A 14,371-nucleotide genomic window follows, 5' to 3' on the forward strand; every position below is an offset into this window, starting at 1 on the left:
GCCGCGGCGCCGAGGGGCGGGCCCGCCCCTAGACTGGACCGGTGCGCCTCGTCATTGCCCGCTGCTCCGTGACCTACGAGGGCCGCCTCAACGCCCACCTGCCCTCCGCCACCCGCCTCCTCATGGTGAAGGCGGACGGCTCGGTGCTGGTCCACTCCGACGGCGGCTCCTACAAGCCCCTCAACTGGATGAGCCCGCCGGCCACCCTCCATGTCGAGGAGCCGAGCGAGGAGCAGGCGGCCCAGGGCGTCGTCGCCGTGTGGCGCGTCCAGGCGAAGAAGTCGGACGACCGGCTGCTGGTGCTGCTCGAGGAGGTCCTCTCGGACGTCTCCCACGAGCTCGGCGTGGACCCGGGGCTCGTGAAGGACGGCGTGGAGGCGGATCTGCAGCGCCTGCTCGCGGAGCAGATCGAGCTGCTCGGCGACGGGCACACGCTCGTGCGCCGCGAGTACATGACGGCCATCGGCCCCGTGGACATCCTGGCCAAGGGCCCGGACGGCACCGTGGCCGTGGAGCTCAAGCGCCGCGGGGACATCGACGGCGTGGAGCAGCTCACCCGCTACCTCGAGCTGATGAACCGCGACCCCCTCCTCGCGCCCGTGAGCGGCGTGTTCGCAGCGCAGCAGATCAAGCCGCAGGCCCGCACCCTCGCCGAGGACCGCGGCATCCGCTGCGTCACCCTCGACTATGACGCGATGCGCGGCGTGGACGATGCCGAGTCCCGCCTCTTCTGATCCGGCGCCCCCGACGGGCCCGCTGCGCTCCGCCCGCGCGCCGTGGGTGGCCGCGGACCACGGAGCGGACCCGGTGGAATGGCTGGTGACGTGGGCGGAGACTCCGGAGGCCGGACCGGGCGACGACGGCGCGCGCCTCGTGTGGGCCGGCCCCGCCGAGGCGGCGCCGCGCGAGGTGCTGGCCGCCGCGGCGGAGCCGGGCGTGGACCGGGACGCCGTGCGCGTGACCGGACCGCTCCTGGACCATCACGTCCACGGGGGCGCCGGGGTGGACCTGGCGACCTCTCCCGTCGGAGACGTGGCCGCCTGGCTCGAGCGCGGGCGCCGCGCCGGGGTGGGGACCGTGATCGGCTCGCTGCCGGCACTGCCCGCCGCGGATCTGGCCTCCGCCCTCGACCGGCTGCGGCCGCTGTGGGAGGAGGGCTCGCTGGCCGGCGTGCACCTCGAGGGCCCGTTCCTCTCCCCCGCCCGCGCCGGCGCCCACGACCGGGCCGCGCTGTGCACGCCCGCCTCGGCCGCCGGCCACGCGGTCCGTGCGGCGCTGCGCGGCCGGCCGCGCGGCCTCGTGCGCACCATGACGCTGGCCCCGGAGCTCGCCGGGTCGGCCGCGCTGGAGCGGGAGCTGGCTGCGGCCGGGACCGTGCCGTGCCTCGGCCACACCGACGCGGACCTGCTCGCGGCGAGGGCGGCGCTCGACCGGTGGGAGGCGTTGCGCCGGAGGACGGAGCGGTGCGGCGGACGGGCTCCGCGCCCCGTGGTCACCCACCTGTTCAACGCGATGCGCGGCTTCCACCACCGCGAGCCGGGACCGCTGCCGCTGCTCCTGGACGCCGCCCGCCGGGGGCGGCTCCGCCTCGAGCTCATCGCCGACGATGTCCACGTCTCCCACCACCTCGTGGACCTGCTGCTGGGCGATCCGGCCCTGGCCCCGGCCGTGTGCCTCGTCTCCGATGCGGTCGCCGCGACCGGCGCCGCGCCGGGAACGCGGCACCGCCTCGGCCCGCGCACGATCCACGCGGGCCACCACGCGCCCCGGCTGGGGCGCACGCCGGCGTCGACCGGAGCGGAGGGGGCCCCGCTCGCGGGCGGCCGCCGGTCCCTCGCGGACTCCGTCGCGGCGCTGCTGCGCCGCGGTCTCGACCCCGACGCCGTCCTGCGGGCAGCGACCCACGTGCCCCGCGAGAGCCTCGGCGCGGAGGCCTGCGACGGGGACGACCCGGCGCGGGCCGGCGTCGTGGTGTGGGGGCCCGCGGGGACGCGGACCGTGCTCGTGCGGACGCGGACACGGGTCACGCCGGCAGGATGAGGCCCTCTCCGTTCAGCGGGCCGACCGGGGTCAGCGGCGCGTGCGGGGGGTGGACCCGTCGCTGCGCCACCACAGCTGCCCGGCCTGGGACGGCCCGGCCTCGCACCACGCGCGGAGGGCGCCGGCGTCGGCCTCGTCCACCGTCAGGCGGACCGGCTCGCTGCCCCCGTGGACGTCGAGGACCGTCTGACCCTCGGGCGCCGCATCCGGCACCCGGTCCATCTGGAGCGCCCAGCGCTCCCCCCGCCACGCGAGCGGGCCGGCGGGCATGAACCCGTTGAGCACCAGGACGCGCTCGTCGTAGCGGCCGATCACCCGCCGGGGCCGTCCCCGACCGGTGACCGCGATCCCCGGGAACGACCCCGGCGCACGCAGAAGGGCCCGGTGCCGCACCAGTCCGGCGACGGCCAGCAGTCCGAGGACTGCCAGCACGCCGACCAGGACGATGAGCACCGGGCCCCTCATGGTCGTGCCTGGACCGCGCGGCTCAGACGGCTGCGGCGTCGCCCAGGCGGGCGGACGTCGCGGCGATCACCACGCGGTCGTGGTCGACGGAGAAGAACCCGCCGTTGGCCTGCGCGGTCACGGTCCCGCCGTCGGCGGTGCGCACCACGACCTCGCCGTCGCCGAGCACGGCGAGCAGCGGGGTGTGGCCCGGCAGGATGCCGATCTCACCCTGGTAGGTGCGCGCCGAGACGGCCGACGCCGCGCCCTTCCAGATGGACCTCTCCTCGGAGACGATCTCCACCTCGAGCTCAGCCATGACGGATCAGCCCTCGGCCTGGATCTTGGCCCACTCGCGCTCGACGTCGTCCAGGCCGCCCACGTTGTAGAAGGCCTGCTCGGCGACGTGGTCGAGCTCGCCGTCGGCGATCGCCTTGAAGCCCTCGACGGTGTCCTTGACCGGCACGGTCGAGCCCTCGACACCCGTGAACTGCTTGGCGGTGTAGGTGTTCTGTGAGAGGAACTGCTCGATCTTGCGGGCGCGCGCCACGGTGATCTTGTCCTCCTCGCCGAGCTCGTCCACACCGAGGATCGCGATGATGTCCTGCAGCTCCTTGTTCTTCTGGAGGATCTGCTTCACGCGGATGGCGGTGTCGTAGTGGTCCTGGCCCACGTACTGCGGATCCAGCAGGCGCGAGGTCGAGGCCAGCGGGTCCACGGCGGGGTACAGGCCACGGGACGCGAGGTCACGGGTCAGGTTGGTGGTCGCGTCGAGGTGCGCGAACACGTTCGCCGGGGCCGGGTCGGTGTAGTCGTCCGCGGGGACGTACACGGCCTGCATCGAGGTGATGGAGTGGCCGCGCGTCGAGGTGATGCGCTCCTGGAGCACACCCATCTCGTCCGCGAGGTTCGGCTGGTAGCCCACGGCCGAGGGCATGCGGCCCAGCAGCGTGGAGACCTCGGAGCCGGCCTGCGAGAAGCGGAAGATGTTGTCGATGAAGAGCAGCACGTCCTGGTTCTGCACATCGCGGAAGTACTCCGCCATGGTCAGGGCCGAGAGGGCCACGCGCAGGCGCGTGCCCGGCGGCTCGTCCATCTGGCCGAACACCAGGGCGGTGTCCTTGAGCACGTCGGCCTCGTCCATCTCGACCCAGAGGTCGTTGCCCTCGCGGGTGCGCTCGCCGACGCCGGCGAACACGGAGGTGCCGCCGAAGTTGCGGGCCACACGGGTGATCATCTCCTGGATGAGCACGGTCTTGCCCACGCCGGCGCCGCCGAACAGGCCGATCTTGCCGCCCTTGATGTAGGGGGTCAGCAGGTCGATGACCTTGATGCCCGTCTCCATCATCTCGGTGGAGCCCTCGAGGGAGGCGAAGTTCGGGGCCGGCCGGTGGATCGGCCAGCGCTCGACGTCGCCGAGCTCCGAGGTCGGCATGTCCAGGGTCTCGCCGAGCACGTTGAAGATGTGGCCCTTGACCGCATCGCCCACGGGGACGGAGATGGGGGCGCCCGAGTCCAGCACGTCGGCGCCGCGGACGAGGCCGTCGGTGGACTGCAGGGAGACGGCGCGGACCATGTTGTCGCCCAGGTGCTGGGCGACCTCGAAGGTCACGGTGCGCTTCTGGCCGTTGAGCTCGATCTCGGTGGTCAGGGCGTTGTAGATCTCGGGCATGGCGTTGCCGGGGAACTCGGCGTCGATCACGGGGCCGATGACCCGGGCGACGCGCCCGGTGGCGCCACGGGCCGGGGTGCCGGTGCCGTGGTCGGTGATGGTGGCAGTCATCTCTCTCACTTCTATCGTGTGTGGATGGCGGGTCAGTCGAGCCGAGGGAAGGCTCAGGAGTTGTTGAGCGCGTCCGCGCCCGCGATGAGCTCGGTGAGCTCCTGGGTGATCTCGGCCTGTCGGGCGTTGTTCATCAGGAGCGTGTACTCCTTGATGAGGCTCGAGGCGTTGTCGCCCGCCGACTTCATGGCCCGCTGACGGTTGGCGAGCTCAGAGGCCGCCGACTGGAGCATGGCGTTGAAGATGCGCGACTCGATGTACTTCGGCAGCAGGGCGTCGAGGACCTCCTCGGCGTCCGGCTCGAACTCGTAGAGCGGCAGGACCTCCTCCGCGGTCGCGACGTCCTCCTCCACGACCTCGAGCGGCAGGAGCCGCACGACGTGCGGGTTCTGCTTCACGAGGGAGACGAACTCGGTGAAGACCACGTGGATCTCGTCCACGCCGCCCGCCGCGGTGTCCGTGAGGAAGGCCTCGACGAGCGTCTCACCGATCTCGGTGGCGCGCTCGGCGACGGGGGCATCGGTCTGGCCCGTCCACAGGCGCTTGTACCCGCGCCCGCGGAAGTCCATGTACGTCTGCGCCTTGCGGCCGACGACGTAGATGTCGACCTCGCGGCCCTCCCCGTGCAGACGCGTGAGCAGCTGCTCGGCCTTGCGCAGCACGTTCGCGGAGTATGCGCCGGCGAGGCCGCGGTCCGACGAGAGGATCAGCACGGCCGCCCGCGTGGGGTTCGGGGACTCGGTGGTGAGGACGTGGTCGATGTCGTGCTGGCTCGACACGGCCGAGACGGCGCGGGTGATCGCGTTCGCATACGGCAGCGACGCGTTGACGCGCTCACGGGCCTTGGTGATGCGGGACGTGGCGATCAGCTCCATCGCCTTGAAGATCTTCTTCATCGACGAGGTCGATGCGATCTTCTGACGGTAGACCCGGATCTGGGCTCCCATGGTGATCCTTTCCCTGGCGGGAGGGCGGCCCGGCGTCGTCCCCGTGGGGGGCCCGACGCCGGACCGCTGACCTCACCGACCATCGGTCAGCGCTTCTGCTTGGTGATCTGCTCCTGCGCGACCTGGTCCTGGCCGATCGCGGCGTGCTTCTCGTTGTCGGCGACGCCGTGGCCCGAGACCTGGAAGCCCTTCTTGAAGTCCGCGATCTCCGCCTCGAGGGAGGAGAGGGTCGCGTCTTCGAGCTTGCCCGTGGCGGCGATGTCGCCGAGCACGGTGTCGCGGCGGCGCAGGTGATCGAGGAACTCCCGCTCGAAGCGGAGCACGTCCTCCACCGGCACCTCGTCCAGGTGGCCCTTGGAGCCGGCCCAGATGGACACGACCTGCTCCTCGACCGGGTACGGCGAGTACTGGGGCTGCTTCAGGAGCTCCATGAGGCGCTCGCCGCGGGCGAGCTGGCGGCGCGTGGCCGGATCCAGGTCCGAGGCGAACATGGAGAACGCCTGCTGGTCGCGGTACTGCGCCAGGTCCAGCTTCAGCGTGCCGGAGACCTTCTTCATGGCCTTGACCTGCGCGGCGCCGCCGACGCGGGACACCGAGATGCCCACATCCACGGCGGGACGCTGGTTGGCGTTGAAGAGATCCGACTGCAGGAAGATCTGTCCGTCGGTGATGGAGATGACGTTGGTCGGGATGTACGCCGAGACGTCGTTCGCCTTGGTCTCAATGATCGGCAGGCCGGTCATGGAGCCCGCACCCAGCTCGTCCGAGAGCTTGGCGCAGCGCTCGAGTAGGCGGGAGTGGAGGTAGAACACGTCGCCGGGGTAGGCCTCGCGTCCCGGCGGACGACGCAGCAGCAGGGACACGGCGCGGTAGGCCTCGGCCTGCTTGGAGAGGTCGTCGAAGATGATCAGCACGTGCTTGCCGCCGTACATCCAGTGCTGGCCGATGGCCGAGCCGGCGTAGGGGGCGAGGTACTTGAAGCCGGCCGGGTCGGACGCCGGGGAGGCCACGATGGTGGTGTACTCCAGGGCGCCGGCCTCCTCGAGGGTGGCGCGGACGCCGGCGATGGTCGACGCCTTCTGGCCGACGGCCACGTAGACGCAGCGGACCTGCTTCTGAGGATCTCCGGTGGCCCAGTTGGCGCGCTGGTTCAGGATGGCGTCCACGGCGATGGCGGTCTTGCCGGTCTGGCGGTCGCCGATGAGCAGCTGACGCTGGCCGCGGCCGATCGGGATCATGGCGTCGATCGCCTTGATGCCGGTCTGGAGCGGCTCGTGCACCGACTTGCGCTGGGTCACCGTGGGGGCCTGCAGCTCGAGGGCACGGCGGCCCTCGGACTCGATCGGGCCCAGGTCGTCCATGGGCTCGCCCAGCGGATCCACCACGCGACCGAGGAAGGCGTCGCCCACCGGCACGGAGAGGATCTCCCCGGTGCGCTGGACCTCCATGCCCTCGCGGATGTGCTGGAACTCTCCGAGGACGACGACGCCGATCTCGCGGCTGTCCAGATTCTGGGCCAGGCCCAGGATCCCGTTCTCGAAGCGCAGCAGCTCGTTCGCCATGACGGAGGGGAGGCCCTCCACACGCGCGATGCCGTCCGCCGCGGAGATGACGCGGCCGACCTCGGTGCGCTCGGTGCCGGACGGTTCGTAGGATGCCGCGAAATCGTTCAAGGCATTGCGGACGTCGTCGGCATTGATGGTCAATTCGGCCATCTGCAGTCCCTGCTCTCTGTGCTTGGTGATCATCGACGTGACGATGATGCGGTGGTGTGTTCTGCGGTGCGTCCGGGGCCGACCGAGGGGTCAGCCGGCCATCCGGCGCTGGAGGTCGTTGAGACGGCTGGCCACGGAGGCGTCGATCACGTCGTCGCCCACCTGGACCCGGATGCCCCCCACCACGGCGGGGTCGACCGTGACGTCTACGACGAGGTCGCGGCCGAAGGTCCGGCGCAGCCCGTCTGCGAGCCGCTCCTGCTGGACCTGCCCCAGGGGACGGGCGACCGTCACCTCGGCGATCCACTGGCGCTGACGCTCGGCGACGACGTCCGCGTGCGCGCGGACGGCCACGGAGGGCTTGACGCCACGGGGAACCGTGACGGCGCGCTCGACGAGCAGCTGCCCGGCCGGGCTGGCGGTGCTGCCCAGCAGGCGACGGGCCAGCGCGGCCCGCGCCTCGACGGGGGCCTGCCGGTCGGTCAGTGCGCGCTGCACCTCGTGCGACTCCTCGGTGAGGCGGTTGAAGGCCAGCAGCTCGCCCGAGAGGGCGGACAGGCCGTCATGGCCGCCACGCGCGGACTCGGCGGCCGCGGCATGCGCGGCCACCGTCTCCAGCGCATCGCCGAAGTCACGTTCCGCCGACCAGCGGCGGCCGGCCAGGTCCTTGAGGACCTGCAGAGCACCGGGGGTCGCCCGGGTGCCGAACAGGGAGTCCACGAGGCCGTGACGGCGCTCGGTGCTCCAGGCGGGGTCGGTCAGGGCACGCCGCAGCGCCCCCTGCTCGTCCACGACGTCCAGCGCGCTGAACAGCTCGCGTGCCAGGGCGACGCCGCCCTCGTCCAGCACCGGACCGACAGCCTGCAGAGAGGCGGTCAGGGAGTCCCTCGATGCACCCGTCATCATTCGGCCACACCCGCGCTCTGGTGCCGATCGAGATCAGCCAGGAAGCGGTCGACCACGCGCTGTGCGCGCGCATCGTCGTTCAGGGACTCGCCCACGATCTTGCTCGCGAGCGTCGTGGCCAGCGTGCCGACCTCGCCCTTGAGCTGCGTCGCGGCCTGGGCGCGCTCCGCGGCGATGTGGGCCTGGGCCTGCTCGGAGACGCGGTTCGCCTCGGCGACGGCACGCTCGCGGGCCTCGGCCACGATCTGGGTGGCCTCGGTGCGAGCCTCCTCGCGGATGCGGTTCGCCTCGGTGCGGGCGTCCGCCAGCTGGGACTCGTAGTCCGCCATCATCGCGTTCGCCTCAGCCTGGGCCTTCTCGGCCTTGGCGAGACCGCCCTCGATCGCCTCGACGCGGTCCGTGTAGGACTTCTCGAGGGTCGGGACGATGAACTTGATGACGATGAACATGAGCAGGGCGAAGCCCACCGCGACGACGAGGATCTCCCACGGATTGGGGATCAGGGGGTTGGCCCCCTCGGCCGCCGCGAGGATCAGTCCATTGCTGATCATGTTTCAACCATCCTTCGGTCGTGTGTCCTACAGGGCGTGAGGTGCGGACGACGTGGACACGGCGTCCCGCCCCGTGCGGTGCAGGGGATCAGAGGACGAACGCGAAGACCAGGCCCAGGATGGCGAGGGCCTCGGCGAGGGCGAAGCCGAGCAGCGCGATCGGCTGCAGGATGCGCTGGGCCTCGGGCTGACGGGCGACGCCGTTGATGTAGGCGGAGAAGATGAGGCCCACGCCGATGGCGGAGCCGATGGCGGCCAGGCCGTAGCCGATGAGGTTGAGGGAGCCCGAGATTTCCATGGTGTTCCTTTCACGGTGCCGGGGAGCCGGCAGGGTTGTGGAGGTAAGTCCGCCCGGGCGGCGCCCGTGGGGCGCTCCGAGTGGTCGGGTGGCGGCGAACCGCCGGACCGTGGCGACGATCTCGGATGAGGTCGCCGCCCGGCTGGTCAGTGGTCGTTCGCGTCGATCGCGCCCTGCACGTAGATGGCGGTGAGGAGCGTGAACACGAACGCCTGGAGGTACATGATGAGCAGCTCCAGGAAGTAGAGGGCCACGGAGCCGAGGATCACGAGGATGCCGGTCCCCTGCAGCGCGAGGTTGTGAGTCTGCGTGATCAGGAAGGCGGCGCCCGCGCCGGCGAGCATGACGATCATGTGGCCGGCGAGCATCGTGGCCATCAGACGCAGGGAGTGGGTCAGCGGACGCACGAGGAAGTTGGAGATGAACTCGAGCGGCACGAGCAGCGGGAGGATCCAGCCCGGCACGCCGCTGGGGACCACGGCGAGCTTGAGGTAGCGCGGGCCGTGGTGGCGCAGGCCGACGCCGATCCAGATCACATAGACGATGAGCGCGAGGCCGTAGGCGGCGCCGGCGTGGGAGAAGGAGGGCAGCTGCAGCCCCGGGATGGCGCCGAACAGGTTGTTCACCAGCACGAAGAAGAAGAGGGCGAACAGCAGGGGCACCCACTGCTTGAAGTGCTTCTCCCCCAGGATGTCCTTGGCGATGGAGTTGCGCACGAAGGAGTAGCCCGACTCGGCGAGCCACTGGGCCTTGCCCGGCACCAGCTTCGGGCGGCGCATCGCCCACGCGAAGAAGCCCGTGATGAGGACGACGCTCAGGAGGACGAGCAGCATCTGCTTGCCGAAGCCCGTGCCGTAGTGACCCATCCACGGGAAGATCTCCGGGAGGTGGCCGTCACTGATGGACGGGGGCACGAATTCCTTGGTGGCCAGCACGAGGGGTAGCACGCGGTTCCTCTCCGAAGTGATGCGTCGACTGGACGGCGGCATCGCCCCGTGCCGCGCTCGAGACCCGCGTCGATGCGGGGCTGAGAGGCGGTGCCGGAGGCGAGAGGCGGCACGAACATGCCGTCGAAGTGTTCGCTGGCAACGATACCAAACGGCGGCCCTTGTTCCGTACCGCACACGCGGCCCGCTGGCCAGGCGTCATGCACCGACGATCGCGCCCTCCGCGGGGGGCGGACGGCCGGAGGCGCCGCGGCTCAGTCCGCGTAGATGGAGCGGCGCGTGCGGGCGAAGACGAGCACCTCGGCGGCCTGCCACGCCACGATCACCACGAGGGCGGCGACGGCGGCCGGCGTCGCCTCGAGCCACCCCGGCCGCGGCGCCATCCCGACCAGGATGCCGAACACGGCGATCTTCACCACGAACATCCCGATGCTCACCGGGAGCACGGCCTCGCGGGCGTGGTCCCACGCGAGCGCCGTCGTCGCGCCGGTGACCGCGGAGAGCGCCAGCACGATCCCCCCGCCGGTGAGGACAGAGGGCACGCCGCCGGGCCCGGAGAGGGTCAGGAACGCGAGCGCGGTCAGCGCGAGGGCGGCGCCGGCGCCGCCCACGCTCCACCAGAGGATCCCCCACCACCCCGCGCGGTTCTCCCAGCGGCGGCGTGGTCGGGCGGTGCGGGCGGTCATCGGACCTCCTGGTCGGGGCGGGCCGCGGGGCGGGCGTCACGACGACGGCGCGCGAGGGGCCGCAGCGTGAGCCACCCGGCTGCGGCGAGCGCGAGGGCGAGCACGGGGAGGACGATCGCGTCGTCCACGAAGTTGAGGGACACCACGCCCCAGGCCACGAGGAAGGCCCACAGCCACAGCAGCCAGACCGCCTGCGCGTGCGTGTACCCCCCGTCCACCAGCTTGTGGTGCAGGTGGCCGCGGTCCGCGGAGAAGGGGCTCGTGCCGCGGGCCGTGCGGCGCAGCACGGCGAGCACGAGGTCGGCCAGCGGCAGGGCCAGCACGGCGAGCGGCAGGAGGATGGGCATGTAGGCCGGCACGTTGCGGAAGCGGAGCCCGGCCAGGGAGTCGAGGTCCGCGGTCACGGCGACGGCGGCCGAGGCCATGAGCAGGCCGAGCAGCAGCACGCCCACCTCGCCCATGAAGATGCGGGCCGGATGGTGGTTGGACGGCAGGAAGCCGATGCACGTGCCGATCAACAGGGCCATCAGCAGCGTGGCGAGGTTCGAGTAGTCGAACTGGTCGATCGTGCGCGTGAGCAGGTAGGAGTAGACGAAGAACGCCGACCCGCCGATGAGGGCCATCCCGGCGGCCAGCCCGTCCAGCCCGTCCACGAAGTTGATGGCGTTCATGGTGAGCACGATGGCGAACACCGTGAGCCCGACCTGGACCGTCGGACTGCCCACGGGGATCCATCCCACCGGCATGGCCTCGATCCGGATCCCTCCGAACGCCACGGCGAGGGCCGCGGCGCACTGGCCGAGCAGCTTGATCCACCAGCGCAGGTCCCACAGGTCGTCGGCCATGCCCACGAGGATCACGATCCCCACCGCGACGAGCAGTCCGCGCACGGCGGCATCGTCGGTGAAGATGCCGTGGAAGAAGGGGACGGTGCCGGCCGTCGCGAGGCCGATCAGCACCGCGGCCGCCATCGCCACGCCGCCCAGCTTGGGCACGGGGGCACGGTGCATGTCCCGCTGGCGGGCGGGCGTGTACACGTGCGCCGCGGTGCCCACGCGGCGCACGAGCGGCGTCAGTGCTGCGCACGCGACGGCGGTGACCACCACCACGAGGAGGTAGGCGCGCATGGGCGGGGCTCAGGCCTCGCGGGTGTCGGACGCCCCGGGCTCGGCGGCGGTCGGCGCGGGCTCGGCCGATTCGACCTCTGCGGCGGTCGTCGCAGGGCCGTCGGCGCCGCCGGTGCCCTGCGGCGTCAGCATGGCCTCCGGGACGGGCGGCTCCTCGCCCTCCGCCAGCAGGTCCGGCACGATCTCGCGCAGCTCCTCGAGCGGGACGGCGCCCTGCCGGGCCACGCGGAACGGGGTCACGGTGCAGTCCACGATCGTGGACGGCGCCTGCTCGGCGCGGTCCCCCGCGTCCAGGTACAGCGCGACGGACTCCCCGAGCATCTCCTGCGCGGCCACCGCCGTGGTGGCCGCGGGCAGGCCGGTGCGGTTGGCGCTCGAGACCGCCATGGGCCCCACGGCGTAGAGCAGCTCGCGGGTGACGGCGTCGTCCGGCACGCGCAGTGCCACGGTGCCGCGTGTCTCCCCCAGGTCCCACGTCAGGGTGGGCTGGGACTTCAGGATCAGGGTGAGGGCGCCGGGCCAGAAGCGATCGGCGAGCTCCTCGGCCTCCGCGGGGACGTCGTAGGCCAGCCCCGCCATCACCTTGGCGTCCGCGATGAGCACGGGCGGCGGCATGGTGCGCCCCCGGCCCTTGGCGGCGAGCAGCACGGCCACGGCCAGGGGGGAGAAGGCATCCGCGCCGATCCCGTACACGGTGTCCGTGGGCAGGACCACACACGCGCGGTCGGCGAGGACCTCGCGGGCCCGGGCGATGCCCTGTTCCAGCGCGGCGGGGTCGGAGACGTCGAAGAACTCACTCACGGCGCCCATTCTTCCACTACTGTCCCGCGGGACGGGCCCCGGCTCGCCCCGCCCGCCGCGGGACGGTCCGTGCGCACGGCGCCGATCCAGCGGTCGCGGCCGGTCAGGTCCTGGTGGACCCGCACGTCGGAGAACGCCCCGGAGTCGAGGAGGGCCGCCGTCAGCGCGGCCCCCTGGGTCTCGTGGTGCTCCATCGCGAAGACGCCGCCCGGGCGCAGCAGGACGGCCGCGCGTCCGGCGATCCCCAGCGGGAGGCGCAGCCCACGGTCGTCTCCCCCGTACAGCGCGCGGGGCGGGTCCGCCAGCGCCTCGGGCTGCACGGCGAGCTCCGCCTCCGGGACGTAGGGAGGGTTGGACAGGACCACGTCCACGACGCCGGCCAGGTCCTCCCCCGCCAGCAGCGCGTCCTCGTGGCGCAGGTCCACGCCCCACGGCTCGAGGTTGCGCCGCGCCCACGCGTGGGCGGCGTCGTCCAGCTCGACGGCGGTGACCGCCACGTCCCGCCCGTGCGCGCGGGCCCACGCGGCGAGCGCGGCGGCGAGGGCACCCGAGCCCGTGCACAGGTCCACCGCGCGGGCCGGGCGGTCGAGGGCCGTGAGCGCGCGGACGCCCTCGGCGGCGAGGAGCTCCGTCTCCGGCCGGGGCACGAAGACGCCGGGACCCACCGCGAGGTCCACCCCGTGGAAGTGCGCCACGCCGGTGATGTGCTGGAGCGGGTCGCGCCGCACGCGCCGGGCCACGGCGAGCTCGAAGCGCCGGGCCTGGTCCTCGCTCGGGCGCGCGCCGGCGAAGACGCGGGCGAGGGCCACGCCGCGGTCGGCCTCCATCACCGGGGCCAGGAGGGCCTCGGCGTCGGCGCGCGGGGCCTCGACGCCGGCCTCGGCCAGGCGGGCGACGGCGACCCGCAGCAGCTCGGACCACTCGGGGAGCGCCCCCGTGTCGCGCGGCGCGGTGCTCACGCCCCCTCCCCCAGGGCGGCGAGACGGCGCTCCTCGTCGAGGGCGATGCAGGAGGCGACGACGGCCTCGAGCTGGCCGTCGAGGACGGCGTCGAGGTTGTGCGCCTTGTACCCCGTGCGGTGGTCGGCGATCCGGTTCTCCGGGACGTTGTAGGTGCGGATCCGCTCTGAGCGGTCCATCGTGCGCACCTGGGCGGCGCGCGCGGCGGAGTCCTCGGCCTGCTGCTCCGCGCGCTGCCGTTCGAGGAGCCGGGAGCGCAGCACGCGCAGCGCCGCCTCGCGGTTCTGGATCTGCGACTTCTCGTTCTGCATCGAGACGACGATGCCCGTGGGCACGTGGGTGAGCCGGACCGCCGAGTCCGTGGTGTTCACGGACTGACCGCCGGGGCCCGAGGAGCGGAACACGTCCGTCTTGACGTCGTTCGGGTCGATCTGGACCTCATCCGGGGCGTCCACCTCGGGCAGCACGAGGACACCGGCGGCGGAGGTGTGGATGCGCCCCTGCGACTCGGTGACGGGCACGCGCTGGACCCGGTGCACGCCGCCCTCGAACTTCAGCCGGGCGTAGACGCCCTCGGCCGGGTCCGTGGCACTGCCGCGGATCGCCACGTGGACGTCCTTGTAGCCGCCGAGGTCCGAGTGGGTGGCGGAGAGGACCTCGGCCTTCCAGCCGCGGGACTCCGCGTAGCGCAGGTACATGCGCAGCAGGTCGCCGGCGAAGAGGGCTGCCTCCTCGCCGCCCTCGCCGCCCTTGATCTCCAGGATCACGTCGCGGGCGTCGTCCGGGTCGCGCGGGATGAGCAGTCGGCGCAGCCGCTCGGCGGCCTCCGCCTCGGCGGCCTCGAGGCCGGGGAGCTCCTCGGCGAACGCCGCGGCGTCGTCGCCGCCCTCCCCCGCGAGCTCCCGCGCGTCGGCGAGGTCCGCCGCCGCGGCCGTCCACACCTCGTGCGCGGCGGCGACCGCGCCGAGCTCGGCGAAGCGCCGGCCCAGGCGTCGGGCGAGCGCCGCGTCCGCGTGCACGGCGGGATCCGAGAGCCGGCGGGTCAGCTCGCGGTGTTCGTCCAGCAGCGTCTGAACGGAGTCGAACACGTCGGTCAGGCCTCTCGTCGTCGGAAGGATGGGGCGCCGTCGTCCCTCGGGGCCGGCGCGGCGCCCCACCACGACGGCC

At 72.7% G+C, this 14,371-nt stretch carries 16 protein-coding genes; 2 read left to right on the forward strand and 14 right to left on the reverse strand.

Annotated elements, in window-relative coordinates:
- Positions 1 to 41: 41 nt before the first annotated feature.
- Positions 42 to 734 carry an endonuclease NucS gene (gene nucS, locus KZX60_RS00945; protein WP_248115155.1) on the forward strand — a complete coding sequence of 231 codons (693 nt, stop codon included), beginning with the start codon at positions 42 to 44 and terminating at the stop codon, positions 732 to 734.
- Positions 735 to 807: 73 nt separating this feature from the next.
- On the forward strand, positions 808 to 2,040 hold the full coding sequence (locus KZX60_RS00950) for an N-acetylglucosamine-6-phosphate deacetylase (RefSeq protein ID WP_248115156.1): 1,233 nt from the start codon (positions 808 to 810) through the stop codon (positions 2,038 to 2,040).
- Between the two features lie 30 nt (positions 2,041 to 2,070).
- Here the strand turns inward: KZX60_RS00950 and KZX60_RS00955 are convergent, their stop codons facing one another.
- The 14 genes from KZX60_RS00955 to prfA form a co-directional block, all read right to left on the reverse strand.
- Positions 2,071 to 2,493 (reverse strand): DUF2550 family protein, encoded by a 423-nt coding sequence (locus KZX60_RS00955; RefSeq protein WP_248115157.1) that lies wholly within the window; start codon positions 2,491 to 2,493, stop codon positions 2,071 to 2,073.
- A 34-nt stretch (positions 2,494 to 2,527) separates the two neighbouring features.
- The gene (locus KZX60_RS00960) at positions 2,528 to 2,803 is read right to left on the reverse strand and encodes a F0F1 ATP synthase subunit epsilon (RefSeq protein ID WP_248115158.1); all 276 of its coding nucleotides are present in this window, start codon (positions 2,801 to 2,803) and stop codon (positions 2,528 to 2,530) included.
- 6 nt (positions 2,804 to 2,809) lie between these two features.
- Positions 2,810 to 4,267 (reverse strand): F0F1 ATP synthase subunit beta, encoded by a 1,458-nt coding sequence (gene atpD / locus KZX60_RS00965; protein WP_248115159.1) that lies wholly within the window; start codon positions 4,265 to 4,267, stop codon positions 2,810 to 2,812.
- A gap of 53 nt (positions 4,268 to 4,320) precedes the next feature.
- Positions 4,321 to 5,214: a F0F1 ATP synthase subunit gamma gene (locus KZX60_RS00970; RefSeq protein ID WP_248115160.1), complete on the reverse strand. Its 894-nt coding sequence runs from the start codon at positions 5,212 to 5,214 to the stop codon at positions 4,321 to 4,323.
- Positions 5,215 to 5,300: 86 nt separating this feature from the next.
- A complete protein-coding gene (atpA, locus tag KZX60_RS00975; RefSeq protein ID WP_248115319.1) occupies positions 5,301 to 6,929 on the reverse strand; it encodes a F0F1 ATP synthase subunit alpha in 1,629 nt (542 codons plus the stop codon).
- 90 nt (positions 6,930 to 7,019) lie between these two features.
- A complete protein-coding gene (locus KZX60_RS00980; protein WP_248137989.1) occupies positions 7,020 to 7,835 on the reverse strand; it encodes a F0F1 ATP synthase subunit delta in 816 nt (271 codons plus the stop codon).
- Positions 7,832 to 8,386, reverse strand: a complete 555-nt coding sequence (locus KZX60_RS00985; RefSeq protein ID WP_248115162.1) for a F0F1 ATP synthase subunit B — start codon at positions 8,384 to 8,386, stop codon at positions 7,832 to 7,834. The genes KZX60_RS00980 and KZX60_RS00985 overlap by 4 nt, the downstream gene beginning before the upstream one ends.
- A gap of 88 nt (positions 8,387 to 8,474) precedes the next feature.
- Positions 8,475 to 8,684, reverse strand: a complete 210-nt coding sequence (gene atpE / locus KZX60_RS00990) for an ATP synthase F0 subunit C (protein WP_248115163.1) — start codon at positions 8,682 to 8,684, stop codon at positions 8,475 to 8,477.
- A gap of 146 nt (positions 8,685 to 8,830) precedes the next feature.
- The gene (gene atpB, locus KZX60_RS00995) at positions 8,831 to 9,631 is read right to left on the reverse strand and encodes a F0F1 ATP synthase subunit A (RefSeq protein WP_248115164.1); all 801 of its coding nucleotides are present in this window, start codon (positions 9,629 to 9,631) and stop codon (positions 8,831 to 8,833) included.
- A gap of 254 nt (positions 9,632 to 9,885) precedes the next feature.
- The gene (locus KZX60_RS01000; protein WP_248115165.1) at positions 9,886 to 10,317 is read right to left on the reverse strand and encodes a hypothetical protein; all 432 of its coding nucleotides are present in this window, start codon (positions 10,315 to 10,317) and stop codon (positions 9,886 to 9,888) included.
- Complete coding sequence (locus KZX60_RS01005) at positions 10,314 to 11,444, reverse strand: MraY family glycosyltransferase (RefSeq protein WP_248115166.1); 1,131 nt, start codon at positions 11,442 to 11,444, stop codon at positions 10,314 to 10,316. Before KZX60_RS01005 ends, KZX60_RS01000 begins: the two co-directional genes overlap by 4 nt.
- A gap of 9 nt (positions 11,445 to 11,453) precedes the next feature.
- Complete coding sequence (locus KZX60_RS01010; protein WP_248115167.1) at positions 11,454 to 12,254, reverse strand: L-threonylcarbamoyladenylate synthase; 801 nt, start codon at positions 12,252 to 12,254, stop codon at positions 11,454 to 11,456.
- Positions 12,242 to 13,204, reverse strand: coding sequence for a HemK/PrmC family methyltransferase (locus tag KZX60_RS01015; protein WP_248115168.1), 963 nt, complete (start codon positions 13,202 to 13,204; stop codon positions 12,242 to 12,244). Before KZX60_RS01015 ends, KZX60_RS01010 begins: the two co-directional genes overlap by 13 nt.
- Positions 13,201 to 14,292, reverse strand: coding sequence for a peptide chain release factor 1 (gene prfA / locus KZX60_RS01020; RefSeq protein ID WP_248115169.1), 1,092 nt, complete (start codon positions 14,290 to 14,292; stop codon positions 13,201 to 13,203). The genes KZX60_RS01015 and prfA overlap by 4 nt, the downstream gene beginning before the upstream one ends.
- Between the last annotated feature and the right edge of the window lie 79 nt (positions 14,293 to 14,371).

It is taken from the genome of Micrococcus sp. EYE_212 (assembly GCF_023147585.1).
Classification (GTDB): Bacteria; Actinomycetota; Actinomycetes; order Actinomycetales; family Micrococcaceae; genus Micrococcus.